Here is a 25,417-nt window from a genome sequence, read left to right as displayed (position 1 = left end):
GCCACGGCCGTCGCCCGACCCTCAGCTGACCAGGCGTAACGCGTCGGCAAGCTCACGCCGGGACGTCACCGCGAGTTTGCGGTACGCCCGACCCAGATGTGTCTGCACCGTCCGCACCGACAGCACCAACTGGTCGGCGATCTCCCGGTCGGACAGGCCCCGGGCGGCGAACCCGGCGATCTGCGTCTCCCGTGCGGTCAGCCCCGCCGCCACCGCCGGGTCGCCGGGTGCCGCGGCCCGAAGTCGGGTGCGCAGGTCGGCGAAGAGCCGGGCACTGTCGGACGTGCCGGTACGCCGGGTGACCTCGTCGACGAGTCTCAGCGCCTCACCGCTCATGTTGACGTCGAGCAGGCGGTGGGCGTGTTCGAGCAGCACCGTCGGGTTCCGGCCGGCCAGCGCGAGCACCGCCCGACCGGCGGTGACGAGGCGTTCGGCGTCCACGTGCCCGATCGCTTCGGCGATGCGACCCGCGTACCTGGTCGGCCCGGTGACCGGGTCGAGGTGTGCCGCGTAGATGAGGTAACCCAGCTCCACCAGCCAGCACCCGGAGGTCCGGGCGACGGCGATCGCCTCGTCCATCAACCGGGCCGCCCGCGTTCGCTGACCGGCCGCGGCGGCTACCGCGGCCGTCGCCCAGGGCCGCAGACCCGGCACCAACGCGACCGCGTCGACGGGGTGCTCCCGCAGCACCGCCTCGGCCTCGTCCGGGCGGCCGTCCTCGGCGAGGGTGATCGCGAGCCAGCCGGTGGCCTCGGACCGGAACAGCCCCTCCCCGTCGGCCTGCTGCGCGACGGCGTCCCGGAGCCGGCTGATCGCGCCGACCCGGTCACCGCTGACCCGCTGGGCGTAGCCGTCGAAGATCGGCCACGCGGTGTGGGACAGCCCGGAGACCAGCGGGTCGTCGGGCATCGGCCACCGTCCCGCCGCCGGGTCCGTGACCGGCCCGGTCGGGATGGGTTCCCGCCACAGTTCGGCGAACGCCAGCGCCGCCGCGGCCATGCCACGGGCGAACGGCAGTGCCGACGACCCGGACCTGCGCACCGCCGCACGGCCCATCCGCGCCGCCTCCGCGGTGCGCCCGGTCAGGGCAAGCGCGGCCACCGACGCCAGCGTGACCCGCAGCTGCCCGGCCGGCGGAGGTGTCGCACCCAGCAACTCGTGGGCATCGTGCAGCGCCCGCGCCGCCTGACCGCTGAAGAGTTGGACCACCACGGCGACCGCCGCCGCCTCCGCCCGACCGGCCGCGTCACCGGCGGCCTCGGCGTCCGCGCGAATGCGCAGCAGATTGTCGTACGCCTGCCGAGGCTCCCGCCCCACCCACGCCCGGTGCCTGGCCAACGCCACCCGGACGGTCACCTGCGCGCCTCGGTCACCGGCGGCCTCGGCATCGCGGAGTGCGGCGGCCAGCGTCTCGTACGCCTCGGCGGTGCGGCTCTGCTCGACGAGGGCGGCGGCGAGCGCTACCGCCGCCGGTGCCCCGCCGCCGCGCTCCCGGGCCCGCCGGGCCAACTGTTCCGAGGCGGTCGGATCCGCGTACAGGCAGAGGCTGGCCGACCTGAGCAGCTCGGCCGATCCGACCGGTTGGCCGGCGTGCACCGCCCACAGCGCGCTGGCCATCGCGGATGCGCCCCGGGTCGTGCCCTGGGGCGTGCTGGCCAGCAGAGCGGCGGACACCCGGCGACGCCGGGCCGGCGACATCCGGCGACGAAGCACGGCACCGAGCATCGGGTGGCGGAGTCGTACCAGGATCTGGTCGTCGCTCTGTTCGCTGCGGACCAGGCCGAGCTGTTCGAGATCGGCGATCAACTCCGGTGACGCGGCCGCCTCCACGACGGACAGCGGCAGGGGCCCACCGAGGGCCAACGCGGCCAGGGCGTCCTCGCCGAGGCGGCCGACGCGGTCCAGCTCCCGGTCGAGCAGGTCGGCCACCTGTGCCGGCACCGCGAGGGGGGCGCGCCACCGCCACTGGTCGGTGTCGCGCACCAGCGAACCGACCTCCCGCCCGTGGTCGATCAATGCGGTCGCCAGTTGCGGCAGCCCGCCCGTCCACTGCCAGAGCAGTTGGGTGGTGGAGCGGCTGACCGGGCCGGACAACCGCTGTTCGGCCAGGGTGGCGACCGCGTCCTCGGCGAGGGCCGGCACGATCAGCAGGGGCAGCCCGACGTCCTTCCACAACGCGACCACCGCGTCCGGGGCCGGGACCCCGGACCGGACGGTGACCAGCGCGCGGACCGCACGGGCCTGGACCAGAGAGAGCAGCACGCCGGCGGACGGCCCGTCGAGCAGGTGGGCGTCGTCGACGACCAACACCGGGGTACGGCCGGAGCCACACCGTTCACGCAGGGCGGCCAGCACGGTGTGGTGCACCAGGGCCGGGTGCAGGGCTGGGTGACCGCCGCTGAGGAGTTGACCGAGCGCGCCGAACGGCACCTCCTTGCTCGCCGCGGTCGCGGTGATCCAGACCTCGCGGAACAGTCGGGGCGGCAGGTCGGCGACGGCAGCCCGAGCGAGGGCGGTGCGCCCCACACCGGCCGGGCCGAGAAGCACCGCACCGGCGGCCCGGACCAGCGCGGCACGGGCCTCCACGAGCAGGCCGTCACGCCCAGTCAGCATGAACGGATAGTGGACGAGCGACTGGCCAGGGGCGATCAGTCATCCGACACCTGTCGCGCTACCGTCAGTGCTTGGCCCGGCGAGCCCGCACGGCAGCGCCCGGTGCGCCGGAAAATCACTTGTCGTCCGCGGCGGACTGCACGAGAGTGGCGTCCATGACGTACTGACGGAACCACCCCCACGCACCCGCCTCCAGTGACCTCGCCCGGGAGGCCGTGCCGTCGTCCGTTCCCGCGTCTGCGTGAGAAGTGAGCCCTCCTTGCTCCAGCACCACTCCCCTGGGGAGTCCCTGCCCCCGTCCACCCCGGCCACCGTCACGGTGTTCGCCTCACCCGCGAGCTGGATCGAGTCCGCCGCGCTCACGCAGTGCCAGCAGGTCGCCGCCCTCGACGGCATGATCCACGTCGCGGCCATGCCGGACCTGCACCCCGGCAAGGGCGCGCCCATCGGTGCGGCCATGGCCTCGACTGTGCTGTACCCGTTCCTGGTGGGCTCCGACATCGGCTGCGGCATCGCCGTGTTCCCCATCAAGCTCAAGCGTGCCGTGCCGGAGCGGCTCGCCTCCCGCTTCCCCGACCTCGACCGTGCGTTGGACCCGGAGCGGGACGCCGACGACCCGGCCTGGGCTCACGTGCCCGACGACGTCCCGGCCGGTCACCTGGACGGCCTTGGGACGGTCGGCCGTGGCAACCACTTCGTCGAACTGGCCCGGGTCGACACCATCCTCGACGCGAACCACGCGGGTCGTCTCGGGCTCGACGCCGGCGATCTCGTGCTCATCGTCCACAGTGGGTCCCGTGGTCTGGGCGAGCGGATCCTGCGGGCGCACACCGAGGTGCACGGCGCCGGTGCCGCTCCCGATCCCGCCGCCTACCTGGCGATGCACGACGAGGCCGTGCGCTGGGGTTCGCTCAACCGCCGGGTGCTCGCGGCCCGGGTCGCGTACGCGTTGGGGGCGGAGCCCACCGCACCGATCGTCGACCAGTGCCACAACCTGGTCGAGGTCTCCGACGGGGTCTACCTGCACCGCAAGGGCGCGGCGCCGGGCGACGGCCGGGACGTCCTCGTCGCCGGCACCCGGGGCACGGCCTCCTATCTGGTGGCCGCCCACGCCGGGCCGGAGGCCAACCATTCGGTGGCACACGGCGCCGGCCGCAAGATGTCGCGCGCCGACGCGCTGCGGCGGGGCCGGGCCAAGCACACGGTCGAGGAGCTTCGCCGTACTCCGGTGGGTTCGCTCGTGGTGTGTGGCGACCGGCAACTGCTCTTCGAGGAGGCGCCCACGGCGTACAAGCGCATCGAGCAGGTGATCGCCGATCTGGTCGAGCACCGGTTGGCCACCCCGGTGGTCAGCACGACTCCCCTGGTCACCTACAAGACACCGGATCTCGGGTCCACCGCCCGTGCCGAGCGGCGCGGCCACCGCGGCGGACGGGGGCGGTCGTGAGCGTGCTCCTGCTGCTGTCCGCCGGTCGCGGCCCCGCCGAGTGTGCCTGGGCAGTGGCCCAGCTCCTGCACCGCCTGACGGGGGACGGCACCCGCCGAGGTCTGACGATCGCCCAGCTTCGGATGTCACCCGGTGATCGGCCCGGCACCTACCGGTCGGCGCTCATCCGGATCACCGGTCCGGACGCCGACGCGTTCGCGGCCTCGTGGACCGGGACGCTGTGCTGGCAGGCCCCGAGCCCCTACCGGGCGGGCACGGGCCGCAAGAACTGGTACGTCACCGCTCAGCCACCGCAACCCGACGCCACGCCGACGACGTTCGCCGAGACGGATGTCGACATCGTGCCCTGCCGGACCGGCGGCCCGGGTGGTCAGCACCGCAACAAGGCCAGCACGGCGGTACGGGCGACGCACCGTCCCTCGGGCATCGTCGTCGTGGTGGACGAGGAGCGGCAGTTCAGCCTCAACCGCCGGATCGCCCTGCACCTGCTGCGGCAGCGCATCGAGCACGGCGACGAGGCGGCCCGGCGTGCCGTCACCACGGCCCGGTGGCGTGTGCACGACGACCTCGTTCGCGGCGACCCGGTGCGGGTGGAACGTCCGGAGCCCTCGCGACCGGTCCGCCGGGGATAGCGGCCCGGTCAGACGTCCAGCACCGCGTCCGCGAAGGCCCGGGGCGCTTCCTGGGGCAGGTTGTGCCCGACTCCGCCGCCGACGGTCCGGTGTTCGTACTGCCCGGCGAACTGCTTGCCGTAGACGCTGGGCTCCAGGTGCGGCGCGCCGTTGGCGTCGCCCTCCATCGAGATGCTGGGCACCGTGATCTTCGGTTTGGCGGCCAGCCGCTTCTCCACCTCGTCGTACTGCGACTCGCCGGGGGCGAGGGCCAGCCGCCACCGGTAGTTGTGGATCACGACGTCCACGTGGTCGGGGTTGTCGAACGCGGTCGCGCTGCGGTCGAAGGTGGCATCGTCGAAGGACCACTTCGGGGACGCGGTCTGCCAGATCAGCCGGGCGAAGTCGCGTCGGTTTCTGTCGTATCCGTCCCGGCCGCGCTCGGTGGCGAAGTAGTACTGGTACCACCAGGCCAGTTCCGCCTTCGGGGGCAGCGGCACCTTGCCCGATGCCTGGCCGTCGATCAGGTAGCCGCTCACCGACACCAGCCCTCGGCAGCGCTCGGGCCACAGCGCGGCCACGACGTCGGCCGTACGCGCGCCCCAGTCGAACCCGGCCAGCTTCGCGGTGTCGATCTTCAGGGCGTCCATGAGGGCGATGAGGTCGAGCCCCAGGGCTGCCGGTTCGCCGTTGCGCATGGTGTCGTCGGAGAGGAACCGGGTCGTGCCGTAGCCCCGCAGGTGTGGCACGACGACCCGGTGACCGGCGTCGGTGAGCAGCGGCACGACGTCGACGAAGCTGTGGATGTCGTACGGCCAGCCGTGCAGGAGGATCACCGCGGGCCCGTCGGGCGGCCCCGCGTCGACGTACCCGACGCTCAGGACCCCCGCGTCGACCTGTCTCACGTCATCGAACGACGTCCCCATGCCGGCCCCCGCCATCGCACCTCTCCCCGCGTCCCGACCTCTCGGATGTGCTGGCCACGTCTCAACCTAGAGCCGGGGCCAGGCCGGTGAGCAGGGTTCACACATGATCGGCGGCACCCGTTCCGGGCTGGCTATGATGCGCCCGTCGCCAGCGACTTCGCCGCCCTCCGCGCCTGCGGGCGGGGCACCGACCGTAGGGTGATGGCATGGCTGAGCGACCTCTGACCCTGATGGCGGTGCACGCCCACCCCGACGACGAGGCGACGAGCACCGGTGGCGTCCTTGCCCGCTACGCCGCGGAGGGGATCACGACGGTGCTGGTGACCTGCACCGACGGGCGGTGCGGTGACGGCCCCGGTGGGGTCAAGCCGGGCGACCCGGGGCACGACCCGGCCGCCGTCGTGGCCATGCGCCAGGCCGAGCTGGAGGCCAGCTGCGCCGTGCTGAAGGTCAGCCACCTGGAGACCCTGGGGTACGCCGACTCCGGCATGATGGGCTGGGCGACAAACGACCAGCCCGGCGCGTTCTGGACGACGCCGGTGGCGGAGGCGGCCGGCCGCCTCGCGGAGCTGATCAGGCAATACCAACCGGACGTGATCGTCACGTACGACGAGAACGGCTTCTACGGCCACCCGGACCACATCCAGGCGCACCGGATCACCATGGCCGCCGTCGAGCAGACCGACACCCCGGCGAAGGTGTACTGGACCACGGTGCCGCGTACCGCGTTCGAGCAGTTCGGCCAGATCATGCGGGAGCTCGGCGTCGAGTGGGACGCACCGGACCCGGAGGCGGAGCCGATGCCGGAGCTCGGCCTGCCCGACGACGAGATCAGCACCTGGGTGGACACCAGCGCCTTCGGGGCGCAGAAGTTCGACGCCCTGGCCACCCATGCCAGCCAGACCGAGAACATCTTCTTCCTGCAACTGGGCCGGGAGCGGTTCACCGAGCTGATGGGTGTGGAGACCTTCGTCCGGGTCCGGGACCGCACCGACGCGCCGACCCCCGAGGACGACCTCTTCGCCGGCCTGCGCTGAATCTTGCGACCTACTCGCCCAGGGGGTCAGGGCATCTCGGCGCGGCGGGGTCGGCGGGAGATCGACAGCCATCCGAGGAAGCGGCGGTGCAGCGCTCGTACGTCGGGACGTGCGCCGAGGGCGTACAGGTCGTCGATCGCGTCTTGCAGGTTCGCCGCCAGGTAGAACGAGAGGGCGATCGAGTGGCCGTAGAACTCGGTCGCGAGGTGTAGCTGCGCCGGGTTGCACGGCCAGGGCGCGGCGCAGTTGCGGCACAGCCACACGGGGCGCATCGGGATATGGGCGCGGGCGACGCGAGAAGTCCAACGGCGGGCGCGGCGATCGGCCGGTGACGGCAGGCCAGCGGGCGGGATCATCGGTCCGGGCGGCCAGGGGTCAAACGGCGCTATCGGTGCGTCAGGGTTGGCGGGCGGCGTCGGCTCACGTTTCGGCTTTGGCTTTGGCGTCGGCTTCTCGTCGGGCACAGTTCTCTCCCTGCTGCCATTGGGAAAGGGCCGCCGCCTGAGCGCTCGCCCGCAGGGGCAGCCCCGGTGCGAACGCGTCCGCCGGATTCGGGTCCCGACCGGCCGCGCCACCTGGTTCCACTCTTGTGCGTGACCGCCTAGTGTCGGAAGGTGTTCGACCACGTTGGAGAGACCGCGAAGGCCAACGTTTGCCCTGGTGGAGACACATGGGGGTACGCGCGCTAGAGGTGGGGAAGGGCTGGGGACATGAGCATGACGGCTGCCGAAATCCTGCTCGATGAGTTACGGCACGCTCGTGCCTCACACGGGCTCAGTCAGGACGACTTTGGCAAGCTCATCAGCTATTCAGGTACGCACGTCAGCGCCGTTGAGACTGGTTCGCGTCCGCCGACGGGCGACTACGCCACGGCCATCGATCGTGCGCTGAAGACCGGAGGATTGTTCGCTCGGCTGCTCGATCGACTCTCCGACCTTGACGCCGCGCCGCTCTGGCTGCGTGAGTGGATCACTTTCGAGCAGCAGGCCCGCACGTTGCGATGGTGTGAGGTCGCGTGGGTGCCGGGTCTCTTGCAGACCGAGGCGTACGCCCGTGCCGTGTTCGCCAGCGACGGCCGGATCAGCGCCGAGGAGGTCGAGACGCGGGTAGCTGGAAGGCTTGCCCGGCAACAGATCCTCACCAGTGACGACCCACCGCACCTCGTCGCCGTCCTGGACGATGCCGTCCTTCGGCGTCCCGTCGGCGGCGCGGCGGTGATGCGTGAGCAACTGTTCCACCTGGCGCAGCTCAACCAGGACCGGCGGCGCGTGAGAATCCATGTCGTTCCACGCGGGGTCGGCGCGTACGCTGGCCTCGACGGGCCGTTCGTCCTCGCGACCCTGCCGGGTTTGGTTGATGTGGGCTACCTCGACAATCGGCTGCGGGGTCAGGTGGTCGAGCGGGCTGCCGAGGTAGCGGCCCTGCGTGAGCAGTGGGAAGCCATCCTCGCCGAGGCGCTGACCCTGCAACAGTCCACCGAGCTGATAACGGAAGTGGCGAAGTCATGGACCTGACCGGCGCACGCTGGCACAAGAGCACCCGCAGCGGCAGCAACCAAGGAGCCTGCGTAGAGGTCGCCGACAACCTTCCCGGCGTCGTCGGCGTACGGGACTCGAAGGATCCGGCCGGGCCGGCGCTGGTCTTCACGCCCGAGTCTTGGCGGGCCTTCGTTGGTCAGGTCGCCGAGCGGTCGTAAGCAACGCCAGACGCACGAAGCGCCCGCCCTCGATATTCGGAGGCGGGCGCTTTATCGTCGGCGCCTGGTCGGCAGGCAGGTACCGCCGACAACCTCCGGAAGTTTCGCGGGTATCTCCGGCGAGCCCGCGCAGGTCATATGACGAATTTCCGGAAGTTTTCAGCGTTGACGCCCGGACATCGACGGCCTTAACGTTTCGAGCAGGTTTCCGGTCACCGGCCGGAACTACCGGCCCCCGCCCCCCATCCGCCAACACCGGACCCGCACCCTTATTGATCGATTCTTGTCGATCAAAGGTCTGGAAGGGAAGGCACATGAAGCTGAGACAGTGGACGACCGTCGGTGTGGTCGCCGTCGCGACCGTCGCGGCGCTGAACACGGTGCCCGCCACCGCGAGTCGGCCGTACGACCCCACCGCGCAGAGCCTCGGCGCCCTCGGCCTGCGCCACGGCCTCCAGGTCGGCACCGCGGTCAACACGGATGCCCTCAACGACGCCGGCGATCCGCAGTACCGCGCGCTGGCCTCCTCCGAGTTCACCTCGGTCACCGCCGAGAACGTGATGAAGTGGGAGGTCCTGGAGCCCACCCGCGGCACCTACAACTGGGCGGCAGCCGACCAGCTCATCGATTTCGCCAAGCGCAACCGGCAGAGCGTGCGCGGGCACGTGCTGGTCTGGCACAACCAACTGCCCGGCTGGCTGACCAGTGGTGTCGCCGACGGCTCCATCAGCAAGCAGGAGCTGCGCGAGCTGCTGCGCAAGCACATCACCACTGTCGTCAACCATTTCCGGGGCAAGATCTGGCAGTGGGACGTGGTCAACGAGGCGGTCAGCGACCCCTGGGACACCCCGTCGACCCTGCACTACAAGGGCTTCTGGGCCGACAACCTCGGGCCCGGCTACATCGCCGACGCGTTCCGCTGGGCGCGGGCCGCCGACCCCAGGGCCCTGCTGTTCTACAACGACTACAACATCGAGGCGTTCGGCTCCGGCAACCCGGCGGACGACAAGACCCAGTTCGTCTACGACATGACGAAGGGCCTGCTCGCCCAGGGTGTGCCGATCGACGGCGTCGGCGCCCAGGGTCACCTGGGCACCCAGTACGGCAACTTCGACACCCTCCAGGTGACCGCCGCGCTGAAGAAGTTCAGCGGGCTCGGCGTCGCGACCGCGTTCACCGAGGTCGACGTCCGCAGTCAGCTGACCGAGGCCGTCCGGGCCGGCAACGCGGAGGAGATCAACCCCCGGTTGCAGGCGTCGGCCGCCAACTTCAGCGTGCTGATGAAGGCGTGCCTCGCCGTGCGTAGCTGCCTGTCGTACACGGTCTGGGGTTTCAGCGACAACCACTCCTGGGTGCCGGGCTGGTTCGACGACCCGCCGGAGGGCCTGGCCACGATCTACGACGAGAACTACCAGCCCAAGCGGGCGTACCACGAGTTGAAGTCGGATCTGATCTTCGCTGGCCCGCCGTACGTCCTGCCCCGCGTCTCCCCCAAACCCCGCCGCTGACCTCCGGTCGCGGCCGACCCGACGGCCTGTCCGTCGGCGTAGGGCCGTGTGGGGCTTGGCGGAGCCCCACACGGCCGCTACGTGTCCACGTTCGGTCGTCCCCGTGCGGCCGTACGGACGCCATCGGAGTATTGATGCCGGTTCTACCGGCTTATCGATCGAGTTGGTGTCACTATGGCAGGCGTGGGAACTGCGAAAACTGCCATGCCTGCGATCTCGCCGCTGACCGGCGATCCAATCAAGCGGGCCGATGCCGAACGGCTCGCGGGGGTGCTGAAGGCCTTCGCCGATCCGGCCCGACTGCGACTGCTGAGTCTGATCCAGTCCGCGCCGGAAGGTGAGGCGTCCGTCAGTGACCTCACCGGGGCGCTCAACCTCTCCCAGCCGACGGTGAGTCATCACCTGCGGATCCTCACCGAGGCTGGGCTACTCGAACGTGACAAGCGCGGGGTGTGGGCCTACTACCGGTTGGTGCCCGCCGCGATCGCCCAGATCGCCGACCTGCTGACGCCGCCCCGAAAGCGGGCGACGAAGAAGACCCGCTGACCCCTCACATCCGCTCCGGGGTCCGGATGCCGAGCAGGTGCAGCCCCTGCCGCAGCGTCCGGGCCGTCAGCTCGGCCAGCAGCAGCCGGCTCTCCCGCAGCTCGTCGGGGGCCCGCAGCACCGGGCAGCGCTCGTAGAACGCGTTGAACGCGGTGGCGAGCCCATGCAGGTACCCGGCGAGGTGATGGAACTCGAGGCTTCGCTCCACCTCGCCGACCACCGCGGCGAAGCCGAGCAGCTCGACCGCGAGCGCCCGCTCCGCCGGCGAGGTGAGCACGATCGGCGTGTCCGGCCGCGCGGGTGTTCCGGCGCGCCGGAACACCGACCGGATCCGGGCGTACACGTACTGGAGGTACGGCGCGGTGTTGCCGTCCAGGGCGAGCATCCGCTCCCAGTCCAGGACATAGTCCTTCCTCCGATCGGTGGCCAGGTCGGCGTACTTGATCGCGCCGATCCCGACCGCGCGACCGATCTCGGCGGCGGCTCCGGCGTCCAGCTCCGGGTTTCTGCTGCGGGCCAGGTCGGTGGCGCGGGCGACCGCCTCCTCCAGCAGGCCGACCAGCTTCACCGACTCGCCGGCCCGGCTGCGCAGCATCCGCCCGTCGGCGCCGAGGATCGACCCGAAGCCCAGATGTTCGGCTCGGGCCGGCGGGCACAGCCAACCGGCCGTCCGGGCGACCGCGAACACCATCGCGAAGTGCTGCCGCTGCGGCAGCCCGACCACGTACAGCAGCCGGGTCGCGCCCAGCTCACCGACGCGCTGCCGCAACGCGGCCAGGTCGGTGGCCGGATAGCCGTATCCCCCGTCGCTCTTGCGCACGATGAGCGGCACCGGCTCGCCGTCGCGGCCGCTGAACCCGGCCGGGAAGACACAGTCGGCCCCACCGCTTCGCACCAGCAGGCCCAACCGGTCCAGGTCATCGACGACCCCCGCGAGCAGATCGTTGTAGGCGCTCTCGCCCCGGAAGTCATCCCCGGACAACGTCACGTCGAGCAGGTCGTAGACGGTCAGGAAGTACCGCTCGGACTGCGCCACCAGCAGCCGCCACCACCGCAGCGTCCGCTCGTCGCCGCCCTGCAACGCGACCACCCGCAGCCGCGAGCGTTCCCGGAACGTCTCGTCGGCGTCGAACTTCACCCGCGCCGCCCGGTAGAAGTCGTCCAGGTCACCCATCGACAACTCGTCCGCCGCCCCGGCCTCGCCGAGGTCGGCCAGGTGCTCGATCAGCATGCCGAACGGTGTCCCCCAGTCGCCCAGGTGGTTGACCCGCACGATCCGGTGCCCCAGCCAGTCCAGCAGTCGGACCGCCGCGTCCCCGATGACCGTGGAGCGCAGGTGCCCGACGTGCATCTCCTTCGCCACGTTCGGCGCCGAGTAGTCGACCACCACGGTCTGCGGGGCCGCCGTCGCCGGCACGCCGAGCCGGGCGTCGCCGGCCAACCCGGCGACCAGGTCGGCAAGTGCCGGGTCGGCGACGGTGAGGTTGATGAAGCCCGGCCCGGAGACCTCCGCCGACACGCAGACGTCGTCGAGCACCGCGTGCTCCAGCACCGCGGCGGCGATGTCGCGCGGCGGGCGGCCGAGCCGCCGGGCCAGCGCCAGCGCCGCGTCGGACTGGAAGTCCGCCCGCGGCGAGCGCCGCACGAGCGGGTCGACCGGGCCGCCGGCCACCGCCGCGAACGCCGGCGCCAGCCGGTCGGACAACAATCTTTCAAGATCCATGAGTACGCCGATCTCACTCGGACCCACGCTGTCACGCGAGCCTCTGACGACAGGAGATGCGGGGCGGACCGAGGACGACAGGCGCACGACCGGCGGCTCGATCCGCCGGTCGCGGGAACAGGTCAGCGCGGGCGGGCGACGGATCGCCGGCGTCGCCGCGCACCGACCTGGACGTCAGAAGACGCTCCGGTGCACTTGGCGATCACGCTGGTCATGTGGGCAGCCTAGCCGGCCACGGATGTGTCGACATCCCGATTACCACCGGTCGGGTGAGCGTCCGACGGCCGCGAACCGTCGTTTGGGACGGTGCCCCATCGGGAACTGCCCCCACATCGACGAAAGGTGATCATGAGCCGACACACACCGCCATCGCCCGCCCGTATGCGACGCGTGCTTGCGCTGATCCCGCTACTGGGCACCATCACCGTTGCCGCCGCCTGCACCAGCACCGAGGACAAGCCCGGGTCGACCCCGTCCACCGCGGCGCCGACGTCCGCGTCGGCCGCAGTGGATCCGACCGGCCAGCCCTCGCCGAGCGCGAGCGGCCCGACGACCATCCCGACGTCGGCCTTCTTCGAGCTGCCCGCCGAGCTGCGAAAGTCTCCCCGTCGGACGCTGTCCGTCGAGGACGCCCTGCCGAAGTTGTGTGCCAACGAGTTCGGCACCGGAGGCCGGCAGGTGACGGCGAGCGCCGCGATGACCGTCATGTACCAGTCGGCGGGCGCCACCGCCGCCGATGTGGCGCAGGGGACGATCCACCAGACCATCTTCACCTTCGAGGGTGACGGCGCCACGGCGTACATGACACGTCTGCGTACCGCCCTGGACGCATGCCCCACCTACCAGCAGTTCGGAAACCGGGCCACCGTCAAGAGCAAGGCCGTGCCCGGTGTCGGCGACGAGGCGCTGCTGCTGACCCGCACGTGGCCCGAGACGAGCCTGAACGGCGAACACACCGGCCGCGAGGCGACCAGCCAGATCGCGGTGGCACGCGTCGACACCGTGGTGACCGTGTTCGACGACCAGGGTTGGGAGGGCACCAGCGGCAACCCCGCCGTCGTGGACCGGGCCCTGCGTGAGGGTGTCCGGACCATCGACGCCTGGCAGGGGTAGTCCCCGACCGGCGGTGGTTCCCCGGTGCGATGATGCGGCCCGTGACTTCCCCGGCCTCCGATCCGCTCGACCTGCGCGGCGTACGACGTGCCTACGACACCGTCGCCGAGGACTACGCCACTCTCCTGCCGGACACCCGCGCCGAGGCACCAGTCGACCTCGCCATGGTCGACGCGTTCGCCGAGGCGGTGACGTCCGGCGGTGACGCCCGGGTCCTCGACGCCGGGTGCGGCCCGGGCCGGATGAGCAGGTACCTCACCGACCGTGGGTGTCTGGTGCACGGCGTCGACCTGTCGCCGGGCATGATCGCCCGCGCCCGGCGTGACCACCGCGACCTGATGTTCACCGTGGGCTCACTGAGCGCCCTGCCCTACCCGGACGCCCGGTTCGCCGGCGTGCTGCTGTGGTACTCCACCATCCACACACCTCCCGCCGGGCAGGCGCGCGTCTTCGCGGAGGCGGCCCGGGTGCTGCGCCCGGGTGGCCACCTGCTCGTCGGATTCCAGGCCGGTGACGGCACACGCGACCTGTCCGCGGCCTTCCGTCGCCGGTTCGGGCACGAGATCCGGTTGGCGCGACACCGCTACCCGCCGGATCGGGTCGCCGCCGAGATCGAGGCCGCCGGCCTGCGCGAGGAGTGCCGCCTGGTGCGACGCGCTCGGGGCACGGAGCGGGACGACCAGGCGTTCCTGCTGGCCACGGCTCGTCGCGTCAACGGTTGAAGGCGAGGTAGAGCCCGAGGCCGAAGTTGACCACCAGTTGGGTGGTCAATCCTCGCGGAGGGCGTCGAGGCGCGCTCGCAGCGCCGCCGCGATCTCGCCCGCCGCGACGATCTGGTCCGGCGTGAGGGCGTCGACGAAGAGTTCACGAATGGCGCGCAGGTGGGGAAATGTGGCTTTGCCGAACGCCTCGGCGCCGGCCGTGGTGAGCAGCACCTCCGCCCCTCGGGGGACTGTCGCGCACTCCTGGCGGCGGATGAGGCCGCGCCGCTCCATCCGCCCCAGATGGTGGGAGAGGCGGCTGCGCTCCCAGCCGATGTGCGACGCGAGTGCGGACGAGCGCATTGCCTGCTCCGGTGCCTCGCTGAGAGCGAGCAGGACGGCGTAGTCCCCCGTTGACAGGGAAGAGTCGCCCTGGAGACGGGATTCCAGCCAGGAACCCAGCGCCGCCGTCGTCTCGATGAAGTCCCGCCAGATCCGTAGCTCCTCCGCCGTCGGTAGCTGGCGCCCACCCCGCCGGACAGGTGTGGTCTCCGTCATGCCACTCTCCCGGGAATTGACGTGTCAATCGCCAAGTTAGCATCATTGACACGTCAACCGGTAGGTCCGCTTCCGCGGATCGCCGACGGGGAGTACCGAGGAGGGCACGATGACAGCCGCAGATTTCGAACTGGGGCTCAACTCGTTCGGGGAGGTGGCCACCGACGGCGACCGGGTCCTGAGCGACGCCGAGACCGTACGGCTGCTCGTCGAGGAGGCACAACTCGCCGAGTCGCTCGGACTCGACGTGTTCAGCCTCGGTGAGCACTACCGGGAGGGCCACAACGACTCGGCCACGCCCGTGTTGCTCGCGGCAGCCGCGACGGCGACCGAGCGGATTCGCCTCGGCACCTCGGTCACGGTGCTCAGCACGAACGACCCGGTACGCCTCTACCACGAGTTCGCCACCCTCGACGCCGTGTCCAACGGCCGCGCCCAGATGGTCCTCGGACGCGCGTCGGCGACCGAGTCGTTTCCGCTGTTCGGCTACGACCTGGCCGACTACGAGCGGTTGTTCGAGGAGAAGTTGGACCTCTTCCTCCGGCTCCAACGCGACGAATCGGTCACCTGGTCCGGAACGGTGCGAACTCCCTTGACCGGCCAGCGCCTGCATCCACGGATGCGGCCCGGCGGCATCCCGACCTGGATCGGCGTCGGGGGCAGCCCGAACTCGGTGATCCGGGCCGCCCGGCACGGTCTCCCGCTCCTGCTGGCGATCATCGGTGGGCGACCACAGCGGTTCGCCGGCCACGTCGACCTGTACACCAAAGCGCTCGAACAGTTCGGGCATACCCCGCAGCCAATCGGGCAGCACTCCCTCGGCCTTGTCGCAGACACCGACGAGGAGGCGGTGGAGACGTGGTGGCGGTACTGGCAGCCGGTCGCGGCGGCGCTCGCCGCGGAACGTGGCTTCTACAAACCGGACCGCGCACGCTACGAGGCGGAAATCGACCACGGCGCGCTCTTCGTCGGGTCGCCCGAGACGGTGGCGCAGAAGATCGCCACGGTCGCCCGCGACCTGCGGCTGAGCCGCTTCGATCTGAAGTACGACATCATGCACCTGCCCCGCGAGGCACGCGCGCGCACGATCCAACTGCTCGGCAGTGCGGTCGCACCGCGAGTCCGGGAGCTGCTGGCGAAGGAGCCCACCCATGTCTGATCTGCTGTTCGGCCTGGACACGTTCGGCGACGTACCGGAGGACGACAACGGCAAGCTCGTCTCCCACGCGGCGGCGATCCGCCAGGTCGTCGACGAGGCCGTGCTCGCCGACGACCTCGGCGTCGACGTCATCGCGCTGGGCGAGCACCACCGGCCGGAGTACTCGGTCTCCACACCGGAGACGGTGCTGGCGGGCATCGCCACCCGTACCTCGCGGATCCGACTGGCCTCCGGCGTGACCGTGCTGAGTTCGGACGACCCGGTCCGGGTGTTCCAGCGTTTCGCCACGGTGGACGCGCTGTCGAACGGCCGAGCCGAGGTCATCCTCGGTCGCGGCTCGTTCACCGAGTCGTTCCCCCTCTTCGGCTACGACCTGCGCGACTACGACACGCTGTTCGAGGAGAAGATCGAACTGTTCGTCAAGTTGCTCGACGAGAAGCCGGTCACCTGGAGTGGCACCCTGCGTGCCCCGCTGGAGAACGCCGACGTCTTCCCCAAGACGGAGTCGGGTCACCTGGACACCTGGGTCGGCGTCGGTGGCTCACCACAGTCGGTCGTCCGCACCGCCCAGTACGGGCTGCCACTCATGCTCGCCATCATCGGCGGCGCCCCCGAACGCTTCGCGCCCTACATCGACCTGTACCGCCGGGCGGCCGACCAACTCGGGACGACCGCGCACCCGGTCGGCATGCACTCGCCGGGCTTCATCGCCGACACCGACGAGCAGGCCAAGGAGATCTACTGGCCGCACTACCGGATCATGCGAGACCGGATCGGCAAACTGCGGGGCTGGCCACCGATCCGCCGCCAGGAGTTCGACTCCGAGGTGGAGAACGGCTCGCTCTACATCGGCTCGCCGGAGACCGTGGCCCGCCGGATGGCCCGCGCGATCCGCAGCCTCGGCGTCGGCCGGTTCGACCTCATCTACTCGGCCGGCGCGCAACCGGTGAGTGCCCGGATGCGGGCCGTGGAACTGTACGGCTCCAGGGTGATCCCCATGGTCCGCGAACTGCTGGCCTGATCAGCACGTCAGAACCGAGAGGACGACATGTTCGACAACGATCGGCCCCAGACCCTTGGCGTGCTCGGGGCCGGCAAGGTGGGCACGGTGCTCGCCCGGCTCGCCGTCGCCGCCGGCTACCGGGTGCTGGTCGCCGGTTCCGGCGCCCCGGCGAAGATCGCCCTCACCGTGGAGGTGCTCGCCCCGGGGGCGGCGGCCACCACGGCGGTCGACGCGGTGGCCGCCGCCGACATCGTGATCCTCGCCCTGCCGCTGGGAAAGTACCGCAGCGTTCCCGCCGAGGCGCTGCGCGGCAAGCTCGTCGTCGACGCGATGAACTACTGGTGGGAGATCGACGGCATCCGCGACGACCTCACCGACCCGCGTACCTCGTCGAGCGAGATCGTCCAGGCGTTCCTGTCCGGGTCCCGGATAGTCAAGGCGTTCAACCACATGGGCTACCACGATCTTGAGGACGAGGCGCGGCCGGCGGGATCGGCCGGCCGCAAGGCCATCGCGATCGCCGGCGACGACGCCACCGACCTCGCCACGGTCGCGGCGCTGGTGGACGCGCTGGGCTTCGATCCGGTCGTCGCCGGCCGCCTGGCCGAGGGCGTACGACTCGAACCCGGCAGCGAGTTGTTCGGTGCCAACGTGAGCGCCGACGAGGTGCGTGCCATGCTCGACCGCTTCCCGGAGTCCGAGCGTGGGCGGACCATTGCCGCCGCCCGAGCGGCGTCGTAGTCGCCGGGCTCCCCCCGCACGCCGTGGGCGTACCGGAAGGTGGCCGCCGCCTGACCGCGGTCAGCGCTGGTGTGGTCCGGACGCGGCTGGTCGATCAGGAATCGAGAAGCCCGGCCGGTGCCACCCGGTCTAGCCTTTTCCCAGGTCACGGAGCACGCCGAGACTTGACGACGAGAGGGAGCCCGCGAATGTCCGCGAAGACCGCCACGACCGAGTCCGACGGTTTCAGCCCCGAGGAGCGGGCCGCGATGAAGGAGCGCGCCGCCGAGCTGCGCGCCGAGGGCAAGAAGGGCGCCAAGAAGGCCGACGGGCTACAGGCGATCCTGGACCGGATCGCGCAGATGGAGCCGGACGACCGGGCGCTCGCCGAGCGCGTGCACGTGACGGTCACCGCCGCCGCCCCGGATCTGTTGCCTAGGACGTGGTACGGAATGCCCGCCTACGCGAACGCCGACGGCAAGATCGTGGTCTTCTTCCAGGACTCCGGCAAGTTCAACTACCGGTACTCGACCCTGGGCTTCCAGGACGCGGCCAACCTCGACGACGGCGACCTGTGGCCGGTGGCGTACGCCCTACAGAAGTGGAGCCCGGCGGTGGAGAAGAAGGTCGTCGAGCTGGTCCGGGCGGCGATCTCCTGACCGTCGTCCCCCGTGCCGCGAGGTCCGGCGGGGCAGCGGAGCGATGTCGCAGTTATCGACATGTGAAAATGCCCCACCGCCTGGCGGAGACGGGTGGATTCCCGTCGGAAGGGCCAGCCATGATCCCGTGCGGGGTGACGACCCGTCACCCCAGACGGGGAGAACAATGCTTCACAGACCATCATTCGTCGGCACCCGCGCCGCACTGTCACGCCGGGTTGCCGGCGCGACCGCCGTGGTGACCCTGGTCGCCGCCGCCGCGGTCGGCGTGGGCGGGCCAGCCCTCGCCACGGCGGGGGCGGCCGCACCGACTGCCGCCGCGGACAGCGTGACCCGACTGCCGGACGTCACCGCCGTCTTCGACACCGCCGCCGCAGGAGGCCGGGTCTTCGTCTCCGCGACGGACCGGGTGATCGTCGCCGACTCGACAGGCACCATCACCGACACGGTGAAAGGGCTCGCCGGTCCGCGCGGCCTCGCGATCACACCCGGCGGCGACCGCCTCTACGTGGCGCTGTACGACGGCGGTGCGGTGGCAGAGATCGACACCAGCACCAGGGAGGTCGTCCGCAGGATCGACATCGGGCAGCGCTGTCCCCAGCACCTCGCGCTCTCCGGCAGCCGGGTCTGGGTCGGCTACGGCTGTGAGCGCAGCGGGGCGGGCGGAGCACTGACCCTGGACCTCGCCGCGGCCTCCCCCACCGTCGTCAGCATCACCGACAACAAGTTCGGTGCCCCGGCCCTGGCCGTGGCCGGCGGCGTGTTGGCCCTCGGCGAGACCGAACTGCATCCGTCGACGGTCCACGTCTACTCCGTCGACGGCCAGCAGGCCACCGAGCGCGGCACGATCGAGGTGCCGGTGCTCGGCGACCTGACGCTCAACCCGGACGGCTCGGTGCTGGTCGCCGCCTGGGGTGGGAGGTCCGAGGCTCTCGCGTACGACACCGCCACCCTCGCCGAGGTACGCCGCTACGGCGGCTCCTCAGGATCGCCGACGGCTGTGGCGTTCAGCCCGGACGGTCGACACCTCGCGGCCGGCCACTACGTCGGCGAAGGCCCGGCGCTGATGATCTACGACACCGCCAGCGGCAGGGTGATCAACACGGCCAGCACCGAGTTCGGTCAGATGGTGCTCGGCACCGCGACCCTCCTCGGCAGGGACGTCTTCACGGTCATCGAGCGCGAAGGCGCGTTCCGGCTCTGGCACGTGGTCGACGCGACGCTTCCGACGTCGGCCATCACCCTGACCGCGCCCGACTCCGGCATCGCGCTCGACCCACTGCGCGTCACCGGCCGGCTCACCCTTGCCGACGGCACCGACCCGGGGGTGCAGGAGCTTCAGGTCAGCCGCACCATTCCGGACGGCACCTGGGTCACCCTCTCGGCCACCACGTCGGCCGACGGCACCTTCACCCTCACCGACGTCCCCCCGCTGAGCGGGCAGATCCGCTACGACGTCTACTGGAATCCGACAGGTGACTACCACGGCAGCACGGCCTCGGCGACGGTTCCGGTGGCCGGGCGCGCCGCGACGCTCACCCTCGGCGGGCCGGGCAACGGCAGGGACGGCAGGCAACTGTCGCTCTCCGGCGTCCTGGGCCTCGACGGCAGGGCTCCCACGCAACCGCAGACCCTGGCGGTGACCCGGACGATCTGGAACAACCGCCTCGACGGTGCCATCGAGCAACTGCCGAACGTCACCACCGACAGCCTCGGCGCCTTCACCGTCCTCGACACGCCCAGCCAGGGCGGCCGGTACGTCTACACCGTCACCTGGCACGGCGACTCGGTGTACGCGTCGCCGTCCGCCAGCCACGAGGTGACGGTGTCGTCCACGGACTCGCACGTCGCCGGTCAGGTGGCGGAGCCCGCGTACATCGGGGTGCCGTTCCGGGTCTCCGGCGCCGTGACCTACGACGTCGGCGCGTGCCAGGGCCCGACCGTGGTGCACGTGAGCCGGCGGGTCAACGGCGGCGCGGCGAGCCGGCTGCCGGACGTCACCACCGACGCCTCCTGCGGTTTCGGTTTCGACGACACCGTGAGCAGGACCGGGCCGGTGGCCTACACCGTGACCTGGGACGGCGACGCCACCCACCGCAGGACCACCGGCACCATCTCCGGCACCGTGCAGAAGCAGCCGACCTACATCGAGGCCACGTCTCCCGACCGCACCCTCCTCAACGGGCAGCAGGCGGTCATCGAGGGCAGGGTCACCGATCTCAACGGCGAGTCGATCAGCGGGCGGTGGAAGTTGACCGTGCGGCGGATCGGCCCGGACGGCTCCGAGGTCACCCTCCCGGGCGTGACCACCGCCGCCGACGGCACCTTCTCCTACCGCGACTCGCTGCCGACCATGGACGCCAGCACCTACCCGCAGTTCCAGTACGAGTTCTCCTGGTCCGGCACCGCCACGTACCGGGCAACCACCGGCAGTGTCTTCTTCTACGTCGTGCCACCGGACTGCGACTGCTGATGCGGTGGTGATGCCGCCCGCCCGTCGTCCGGGCGGGCGGCATCATGTCGGACATGTCAATCACCGATCACGCGCTGGCCGTCGAGGCGGCGGAAGCCGGAGCCGCGGTCGTCCGCTCGCAGTACGGATCGTCGCTGGCCCGTTTCATGAAGACCGCTGACGACTTCGCCACCACCGCCGACGTCGAGGCCGAGAGGGCCATCCTCGACGTCCTGCGCGCCGGCAGGCCGGACGACACCGTGCTGGCGGAGGAGAGCGGGCGCACCGGCACCGGCGCGAACGGACGTACGTGGCTTGTCGACCCGCTGTGCGGAACGCTGAACTACGCCGTGCGGACCATGCTGACCTCGGTGAACGTCGCCCTGCGTGCAGGGGCCCGCGTCTCCGTGGCCGCCTCGGCGGACCCGTTCACCGACGAGGTGTTCTGGACCGACGGCAGCACCGCGTACGCCCGGCGTGGCGGCATCGACGAGCGGCTCACCCCGTCGGCCGAGTCACGTCTCGTCGACGTCAATCTCGACCCGCCGTTTCCCCACCGACACGTCTTCCTGGCCGCCCGGATGCTCGCGGACGACGGGTTCATCGAACAGTTCCGCCCGCGCGTCGTCTCCACCACGCTGGCCGTGGCCTGGGTGGCCGCCGGTCGCCGCGCCGGCTACGTCACCGATGGCGAGCACCTGTGCGACAGCGTCCACTTCGCGGCCGGAATCGCCCTCGGTCAGGCGGCCGGTTGTGTGGTCACCGGGATCGACGGTGGGCCGGTTCACCCCGACGGGAAAGGTCTCGTCGTCGCCGCCGACGAGCGGACGCACGCCGCCCTCCTGGCTCTCGTTCGCAACCAGCGGTGACCGTCGGCCCGACGCACGGCCCGACGCACGGCACGAGGGCCCGGGCTCGACCGCGACCATCCGGGGCTGGGGACGTGCGCGGCGACCAGCACCGGAATACTTGGCCACCGTGACGATCAAAGCGCTGATCCTCGACTTCGACGGTCTGCTGATGGACACGGAGACCACGCTGCTGGAGAGCTGGCGGTGGGAGTGGCGACGGCACGGCCTGCGGCTCGACCCGACGGGCTTCTTCGCCGACCACGGTGGCGACGCGAACGACGCCCGGTATGTGGCGCTCGCAGCGGCGGTCGGGCCGGCGTACGACCGCACGTCCAGCCACACGTTGCGGATGGCGTACCGGGCAGAGCTGAATGCGGCGCTGACGCCCGCGCCCGGCATCCTGGGGTGGTTGGACCGGGCCGCGGAGTTGGGGCTGCGGCTCGCCGTGGCGAGCAGTTCCCCGATCACGCATGTGGGCGCGCTGCTGGACCAGGCGGGGCTGCGGGCGCGGTTCGAGGTGCTGGCGACCGGCGAGGAGGTGCCGGCCCACAAACCGGATCCGGCGGTCTATCTGCTGGCGCTGGATCGGCTCGGGCTGCCCGCGGATCAGGCTGTCGCGTTCGAGGACACCGCGCACGGCGTGGCGGCGGCACGGGCCGCTGGGCTCCGGTGCGTTGCCGTGCCGAACCGCCACGCGGACCACGCCCGCTTCACGGCCGCGGACCTGGTGTTGCCCAGCGCGGCGGACCTGCCCCTGGACGCGCTCCTGGCCCGGCTGGCACTGGGGGCGGGCAGTCTCCGGTGAGTGCGCGCCGGAGACCGAGCAGAGCTCTCGCCCGGCCACGCCCGCCCGCCGCACCCGGCCCGGCCGGCCAGCCAGCCAGCCAGCCAATGCTTGTCGGGCGATGCCGCGGAGACCTTGATGTCGCTGAGTCATCAAGATGACTCACCGGCATCACGCTCAGCAGAACGACATGCCCCGGCCGCGTCGAGGTCAGGCTCGGTGCTCAGCGCAGACCGTTCAGCTCGGAGCAACCGCCGAGGTGTTCGAGTGACGGGTGCTCGCGCGAGGGCGGGAGCGACGGGTTCCGCCGCTCCCGCCCGCGCAAGCTAGCTGGCGTACGTCTCGAACTCGCCGACCCGCGGCGTACCGCCGGAGCTGTTGATCTTGAAGTTGATCTTGCTTAGCGAGGTCGAGGAGAAGGTGATGGAGCCCGCCCCGCTGCCGGAGGCCAGGACGGCCCCGTTGTCGTTGTTGACGAGCTGCCAGGCCCCGATGGAGCCCTGGGTCCCGGACGGCTCTCGGATGACCACTCGGGACACCCGGGTCGGGGAGCCCCACTTGATCGAGATGGTGCCGGTCGCTCCGGCCGGCGACCAGTAGGTGCCGAGGTCGCCGTCCCGCACGTTGCCGTAGCTGGTCCCGCTGGCCTTGCTGGACCCGTCGGCACCGGCACCGAGGCTGAGGTTGGTCCCGCCGCCCGGAGGCGGGGTGGTCGGCGGCGGAGTCGTGGTCGGCGGGGCGCTCGTCGGCGGCGGCGTGGTCGGCGACGGGCTCTGCGGTGAGCAACTGCCGTTCGACACCCGCAGACCCGTGTTGGGGCCCGCCGTCTGCCGGACGACGTCCGGCACGCAGCTCGCCCCGTCGAGGCTGTACGCGTACGGGATGGTGACGGTGGTGTTGGACGTCGGGTTGGGACCGGCGGGGTAGTTGTCGCTGCCGGGGCCGGACCAGGTGACGTTGTCGAAGATGTTGCCGCTCACCTGCCAGTAGCCGCGCTGGTCGGTGTAGAAGGTGCCCAGCACGTCCTTGGAGTTTCGGAAGTAGTTGTTCTCCACCTTCGCCTTCGCACCGGCCCGGGAGTTGATGCCCGACTCGTGCAGGCCCACGTAGTGGTTGTTGTAGATGTGGGCCGTGCCGCCGCGCAGCAGCGGTGTCCGGGAGTCGATGTTCTCGTACAGGTTGTGGTGGTAGGTGATGAAGCTGTTCGAGAGGTCAGTCTCGCTGGACCCGACGAGGCCGCCGCGCCCGGAGTTGCGCAGGATGCTGTAGGACAGGGTGACGTACTGGGTGTTGTCCTTCATGTCGAAGAGGCCGTCGTACCCCTGCGACTCCCCGCCCGACGCCTCCAGCGTGACGTGGTCGACCCAGACGTTGCGGACCGTGCTCTCCATGCCGATGGCGTCCCCGCCGTTGGAGATGGGCGAGCCGGACTTCTTGACGTTCCGGACCGTCACGTTCTGGATGATGATGTTGCTGGAGTCGCGGATGTGGATGCCGAGCTGGTCGAAGACCGCTCCACTGCCGACGCCGATGATGGTGACGTTGCTGATCTGCTTGAGCTCGATCACGCCGGCGGTGGTGTTGCAGCTCGATCCCGACACCTTGGCGGTGTTGCCGTGGTTGATGGTCCCGGTGACCTCGATGGTGATCGGGGTGCTGCTGCTGGGGCGGCCGCAGAGCGCCGCGTGGATCGCGGTGCCCGTGGTGGCGCGTACGGTCTGCCCACCCGCACCGCCGGTGGTCCCGCCGTTCTGGGTGGCGTAGCCGGTGGCGTTGCCGGCCGCCGCCGACGCCTGCGGGGTCGGCAGGGCCACCGCGACCGCGATCCCGACGGCCGCCGTGGCCAGCGCTGCCTGAAGTCGCAGAGCGACATGTCTTTTCATCTCGTCTCACCTTCACATTCGAGAGGTCCATCGCCGGGTGGCGGCCCGTCAGACCGCACGCTTGCTCGGTGGAGACCCTGCCGACCGCTCGACAGCACCCAAGGTCTGTCGACATCCGCCTCGCCCTGGTAGGCGCAGGGAACCGGCCGCGCAAGCGGTGCACCCGAGGTGGCGTTGATCGATGTGTGATCGCCCGGCTCACAGATAGAACATCGATGTACAGCAATGGTAGGAAAGCGTTTTCCCCGAAGGCAAGGGTTAGCGTTTGCAGGTTTGTTGCAGCCCCACCGGCCTGCGCGCGCCGCCCACGATCCGACGACGCGAGTGCGGCGCGCGGCGGACTACCGGCGGGCGTCGCCCGGGTCGGGCTCAGCGCTGGAAGGCCCGCCTCCGACCAGCACCGACTCCTGCCCCTCCTGCCGACCCTCCTGGCGGGCACGGGCGAGCAGCCCGGCCAGCCGACGACGGCGGCGCCGGACCACGGCCCGCAGACCGACGAGGAGTACGCCGAGCAGAACCAGCAGCGCGAGCTGTGCCCACGGCACGACCCAGGTGGTGACGGTGGCGGAGACCGGCCGAAGATCGGCACCGACCTTTGCGTCGCCGAGCAGGGCCGGTGACGTGGTGACGGTCGTCCGGAGGCGCACCAGCGCCCAGACGCCGTCGGCGCGGGTCTGCACCTGCCGGCTGCCGGCCGGGAGCAACTCCTCGATCGCACCTGTGGCGTCGTGGTTGGTCCGTCCGAAGAGGTCGGACACCACCACCCGGCTCGTTCCGCCGACCCAGACGTTGCCGGCGTTCTCGACCGTGTAGCGGACCCGCAGCCTGCCACCGGCGAAGGGATTCCACGACGGCGTGTATCTCGCGGTGAGGCCCTGAACGGGCAGGGTCGCCTGGGCGGACCCGTTGACCCGGACCATGACCCGGAAACCCACCCGGCTCTCGACGTTGACCGTGCCACCGGTGCTGGTGACGGTCGCGGCGATGCCGGCCGGGTGGTCCCCCGGTGTGGCGTTCCTGGGCACCGTGATCGTGAACGGCACCACCCTCGTCTCGTTCGGGCCGACGGTGACCTTCTCCTGCACGTCGATCCAGGTGCCGCCGTCGACCGAGGGGCGGTCGGACGAGAGCATGTTGAACCGACCCCTGTCGGTGAGATAGCCGTCGGCGGCCTTCAGGGAGAAGGCGACAGCGGTACGGCTGAAGTTCCGGACCGCCAGGTGCTCGGTCACGACCGCCCCCGGGTCGAGGCTGGCGTTGATCCACCGGCGCTGGTCGGGCCCGCTCGGGGTGGCCGGCTGGACCGTCCAGGTCAGGGCCTTCGGGTCCGGCTCCGCCGCCGCCACGGCCGGCGCGGCCCCAACCGTGAGGGCCACGACGGCGAGGACGGTGAGCACCCGGCGCAGCGGGGAGACGGTCATGCGGAT

23 protein-coding genes are annotated in these 25,417 nt (G+C 71.0%); 16 read left to right on the top strand and 7 right to left on the bottom strand.

The genetic code is table 11. From position 1 onward, the window contains the following. Nucleotides 1-21 precede the first annotated feature (21 nt). Entirely contained in the window at nt 22-2,613 is a 2,592-nt protein-coding gene (locus AB0B57_RS05185; protein ID WP_357065265.1) for a LuxR C-terminal-related transcriptional regulator, read from the bottom strand. 259 nt (nt 2,614-2,872) lie between these two features. Here AB0B57_RS05185 and AB0B57_RS05180 point away from each other — a divergent pair, with 259 nt between their 5' ends. Both AB0B57_RS05180 and prfH read left to right on the top strand, forming a co-directional pair. Next, a complete protein-coding gene (locus AB0B57_RS05180; protein ID WP_357065263.1) occupies nt 2,873-4,060 on the top strand; it encodes an RNA ligase RtcB family protein in 1,188 nt (395 codons plus the stop codon). Then, nucleotides 4,057-4,692 carry a peptide chain release factor H gene (prfH, locus tag AB0B57_RS05175; RefSeq protein ID WP_357065262.1) on the top strand — a complete coding sequence of 212 codons (636 nt, stop codon included), beginning with the start codon at nt 4,057-4,059 and terminating at the stop codon, nt 4,690-4,692. The genes AB0B57_RS05180 and prfH overlap by 4 nt, the downstream gene beginning before the upstream one ends. Nucleotides 4,693-4,700: 8 nt before the next feature. Here the strand turns inward: prfH and AB0B57_RS05170 are convergent, their stop codons facing one another. Beyond that, nucleotides 4,701-5,576: an alpha/beta hydrolase gene (locus AB0B57_RS05170; protein ID WP_357065261.1), complete on the bottom strand. Its 876-nt coding sequence runs from the start codon at nt 5,574-5,576 to the stop codon at nt 4,701-4,703. 227 nt (nt 5,577-5,803) lie between these two features. On the opposite strand from AB0B57_RS05170, the gene AB0B57_RS05165 reads away from it, so the two are divergent. After that, nucleotides 5,804-6,634, top strand: a complete 831-nt coding sequence (locus AB0B57_RS05165) for a PIG-L family deacetylase (protein WP_357065259.1) — start codon at nt 5,804-5,806, stop codon at nt 6,632-6,634. A 26-nt stretch (nt 6,635-6,660) separates the two neighbouring features. Here AB0B57_RS05165 and AB0B57_RS05160 read toward each other — a convergent pair whose 3' ends face one another. Beyond that, on the bottom strand, nt 6,661-6,906 hold the full coding sequence (locus AB0B57_RS05160) for a hypothetical protein (RefSeq protein WP_357065258.1): 246 nt from the start codon (nt 6,904-6,906) through the stop codon (nt 6,661-6,663). Between the two features lie 438 nt (nt 6,907-7,344). Between AB0B57_RS05160 and AB0B57_RS05155 the strand changes: the two genes are divergently transcribed. The 4 genes from AB0B57_RS05155 to AB0B57_RS05140 all read left to right on the top strand — a co-directional run bounded on the left by AB0B57_RS05155 (nt 7,345) and on the right by AB0B57_RS05140 (nt 10,384). Continuing rightward, nucleotides 7,345-8,148, top strand: coding sequence for a helix-turn-helix transcriptional regulator (locus tag AB0B57_RS05155; RefSeq protein ID WP_357065256.1), 804 nt, complete (start codon nt 7,345-7,347; stop codon nt 8,146-8,148). Next, nucleotides 8,139-8,330 (top strand): DUF397 domain-containing protein, encoded by a 192-nt coding sequence (locus tag AB0B57_RS05150; protein ID WP_357065254.1) that lies wholly within the window; start codon nt 8,139-8,141, stop codon nt 8,328-8,330. Before AB0B57_RS05155 ends, AB0B57_RS05150 begins: the two co-directional genes overlap by 10 nt. Nucleotides 8,331-8,644: 314 nt before the next feature. After that, nucleotides 8,645-9,838: an endo-1,4-beta-xylanase gene (locus AB0B57_RS05145; protein WP_357065252.1), complete on the top strand. Its 1,194-nt coding sequence runs from the start codon at nt 8,645-8,647 to the stop codon at nt 9,836-9,838. A 204-nt stretch (nt 9,839-10,042) separates the two neighbouring features. Beyond that, nucleotides 10,043-10,384 (top strand): metalloregulator ArsR/SmtB family transcription factor, encoded by a 342-nt coding sequence (locus AB0B57_RS05140; RefSeq protein ID WP_208641223.1) that lies wholly within the window; start codon nt 10,043-10,045, stop codon nt 10,382-10,384. Nucleotides 10,385-10,388: 4 nt separating this feature from the next. On the opposite strand, the gene argS is transcribed toward AB0B57_RS05140, so the two are convergent. Continuing rightward, nucleotides 10,389-12,107 (bottom strand): arginine--tRNA ligase, encoded by a 1,719-nt coding sequence (argS, locus tag AB0B57_RS05135; RefSeq protein ID WP_357065587.1) that lies wholly within the window; start codon nt 12,105-12,107, stop codon nt 10,389-10,391. A 390-nt stretch (nt 12,108-12,497) separates the two neighbouring features. Here argS and AB0B57_RS05130 point away from each other — a divergent pair, with 390 nt between their 5' ends. Further along, nucleotides 12,498-13,220 carry a hypothetical protein gene (locus AB0B57_RS05130; RefSeq protein WP_357065250.1) on the top strand — a complete coding sequence of 241 codons (723 nt, stop codon included), beginning with the start codon at nt 12,498-12,500 and terminating at the stop codon, nt 13,218-13,220. 41 nt (nt 13,221-13,261) lie between these two features. Beyond that, on the top strand, nt 13,262-13,942 hold the full coding sequence (locus AB0B57_RS05125; protein ID WP_357065248.1) for a class I SAM-dependent methyltransferase: 681 nt from the start codon (nt 13,262-13,264) through the stop codon (nt 13,940-13,942). A gap of 45 nt (nt 13,943-13,987) precedes the next feature. Here the strand turns inward: AB0B57_RS05125 and AB0B57_RS05120 are convergent, their stop codons facing one another. Continuing rightward, entirely contained in the window at nt 13,988-14,479 is a 492-nt protein-coding gene (locus AB0B57_RS05120; RefSeq protein WP_357065246.1) for a MarR family transcriptional regulator, read from the bottom strand. Between the two features lie 109 nt (nt 14,480-14,588). Between AB0B57_RS05120 and AB0B57_RS05115 the strand changes: the two genes are divergently transcribed. The 7 genes from AB0B57_RS05115 (at nt 14,589) to AB0B57_RS05085 (ending at nt 22,128) form a co-directional block, all read left to right on the top strand. Beyond that, a complete protein-coding gene (locus AB0B57_RS05115) occupies nt 14,589-15,638 on the top strand; it encodes an LLM class flavin-dependent oxidoreductase (protein ID WP_357065244.1) in 1,050 nt (349 codons plus the stop codon). Beyond that, nucleotides 15,631-16,659 (top strand): LLM class flavin-dependent oxidoreductase, encoded by a 1,029-nt coding sequence (locus tag AB0B57_RS05110; RefSeq protein ID WP_357065242.1) that lies wholly within the window; start codon nt 15,631-15,633, stop codon nt 16,657-16,659. Before AB0B57_RS05115 ends, AB0B57_RS05110 begins: the two co-directional genes overlap by 8 nt. Nucleotides 16,660-16,686: 27 nt before the next feature. After that, nucleotides 16,687-17,382 (top strand): NAD(P)-binding domain-containing protein, encoded by a 696-nt coding sequence (locus tag AB0B57_RS05105; protein WP_357065241.1) that lies wholly within the window; start codon nt 16,687-16,689, stop codon nt 17,380-17,382. A gap of 188 nt (nt 17,383-17,570) precedes the next feature. After that, the gene (locus tag AB0B57_RS05100) at nt 17,571-18,020 is read left to right on the top strand and encodes a hypothetical protein (protein WP_357065239.1); all 450 of its coding nucleotides are present in this window, start codon (nt 17,571-17,573) and stop codon (nt 18,018-18,020) included. A gap of 166 nt (nt 18,021-18,186) precedes the next feature. Next, nucleotides 18,187-20,493, top strand: a complete 2,307-nt coding sequence (locus AB0B57_RS05095) for a hypothetical protein (RefSeq protein WP_357065237.1) — start codon at nt 18,187-18,189, stop codon at nt 20,491-20,493. Between the two features lie 53 nt (nt 20,494-20,546). Continuing rightward, nucleotides 20,547-21,341, top strand: a complete 795-nt coding sequence (locus AB0B57_RS05090) for an inositol monophosphatase family protein (RefSeq protein WP_357065235.1) — start codon at nt 20,547-20,549, stop codon at nt 21,339-21,341. A 109-nt stretch (nt 21,342-21,450) separates the two neighbouring features. Then, nucleotides 21,451-22,128 (top strand): HAD-IA family hydrolase, encoded by a 678-nt coding sequence (locus tag AB0B57_RS05085; protein WP_357065233.1) that lies wholly within the window; start codon nt 21,451-21,453, stop codon nt 22,126-22,128. 305 nt (nt 22,129-22,433) lie between these two features. Here AB0B57_RS05085 and AB0B57_RS05080 read toward each other — a convergent pair whose 3' ends face one another. Continuing rightward, entirely contained in the window at nt 22,434-23,990 is a 1,557-nt protein-coding gene (locus AB0B57_RS05080) for a polysaccharide lyase family 1 protein (protein ID WP_357065232.1), read from the bottom strand. 341 nt (nt 23,991-24,331) lie between these two features. Then, nucleotides 24,332-25,411, bottom strand: a complete 1,080-nt coding sequence (locus AB0B57_RS05075; RefSeq protein WP_357065230.1) for a hypothetical protein — start codon at nt 25,409-25,411, stop codon at nt 24,332-24,334. Nucleotides 25,412-25,417: the final 6 nt, after the last annotated feature.

The organism is Micromonospora sp. NPDC049101 (assembly GCF_040648675.1).
In the GTDB taxonomy this organism is placed as follows: Bacteria; Actinomycetota; Actinomycetes; order Mycobacteriales; family Micromonosporaceae; genus Micromonospora.
Note: the sequence above shows the minus strand (reverse complement) of the source record. Positions and strands in the feature narration are given on the sequence as shown.

Excerpts from the sequence above, each read along its gene's own strand:
- AB0B57_RS05185 (WP_357065265.1), bottom strand. The coding sequence starts at position 2,613 with ATGCTGACTGGGCGTGACGGCCTGCTCGTGGAGGCCCGTGCCGCGCTG.
- AB0B57_RS05165 (WP_357065259.1), top strand. The coding sequence starts at position 5,804 with ATGGCTGAGCGACCTCTGACCCTGATGGCGGTGCACGCCCACCCCGAC.
- AB0B57_RS05160 (WP_357065258.1), bottom strand. The coding sequence starts at position 6,906 with ATGCGCCCCGTGTGGCTGTGCCGCAACTGCGCCGCGCCCTGGCCGTGC.
- AB0B57_RS05155 (WP_357065256.1), top strand. The coding sequence starts at position 7,345 with ATGAGCATGACGGCTGCCGAAATCCTGCTCGATGAGTTACGGCACGCT.
- AB0B57_RS05150 (WP_357065254.1), top strand. The coding sequence starts at position 8,139 with ATGGACCTGACCGGCGCACGCTGGCACAAGAGCACCCGCAGCGGCAGC.
- AB0B57_RS05145 (WP_357065252.1), top strand. The coding sequence starts at position 8,645 with ATGAAGCTGAGACAGTGGACGACCGTCGGTGTGGTCGCCGTCGCGACC.
- AB0B57_RS05140 (WP_208641223.1), top strand. The coding sequence starts at position 10,043 with ATGCCTGCGATCTCGCCGCTGACCGGCGATCCAATCAAGCGGGCCGAT.
- argS (WP_357065587.1), bottom strand. The coding sequence starts at position 12,107 with ATGGATCTTGAAAGATTGTTGTCCGACCGGCTGGCGCCGGCGTTCGCG.
- AB0B57_RS05120 (WP_357065246.1), bottom strand. The coding sequence starts at position 14,479 with ATGACGGAGACCACACCTGTCCGGCGGGGTGGGCGCCAGCTACCGACG.
- AB0B57_RS05115 (WP_357065244.1), top strand. The coding sequence starts at position 14,589 with ATGACAGCCGCAGATTTCGAACTGGGGCTCAACTCGTTCGGGGAGGTG.
- AB0B57_RS05110 (WP_357065242.1), top strand. The coding sequence starts at position 15,631 with ATGTCTGATCTGCTGTTCGGCCTGGACACGTTCGGCGACGTACCGGAG.
- AB0B57_RS05105 (WP_357065241.1), top strand. The coding sequence starts at position 16,687 with ATGTTCGACAACGATCGGCCCCAGACCCTTGGCGTGCTCGGGGCCGGC.
- AB0B57_RS05100 (WP_357065239.1), top strand. The coding sequence starts at position 17,571 with ATGTCCGCGAAGACCGCCACGACCGAGTCCGACGGTTTCAGCCCCGAG.
- AB0B57_RS05095 (WP_357065237.1), top strand. The coding sequence starts at position 18,187 with ATGCTTCACAGACCATCATTCGTCGGCACCCGCGCCGCACTGTCACGC.
- AB0B57_RS05090 (WP_357065235.1), top strand. The coding sequence starts at position 20,547 with ATGTCAATCACCGATCACGCGCTGGCCGTCGAGGCGGCGGAAGCCGGA.
- AB0B57_RS05080 (WP_357065232.1), bottom strand. The coding sequence starts at position 23,990 with ATGAAAAGACATGTCGCTCTGCGACTTCAGGCAGCGCTGGCCACGGCG.
- AB0B57_RS05075 (WP_357065230.1), bottom strand. The coding sequence starts at position 25,411 with ATGACCGTCTCCCCGCTGCGCCGGGTGCTCACCGTCCTCGCCGTCGTG.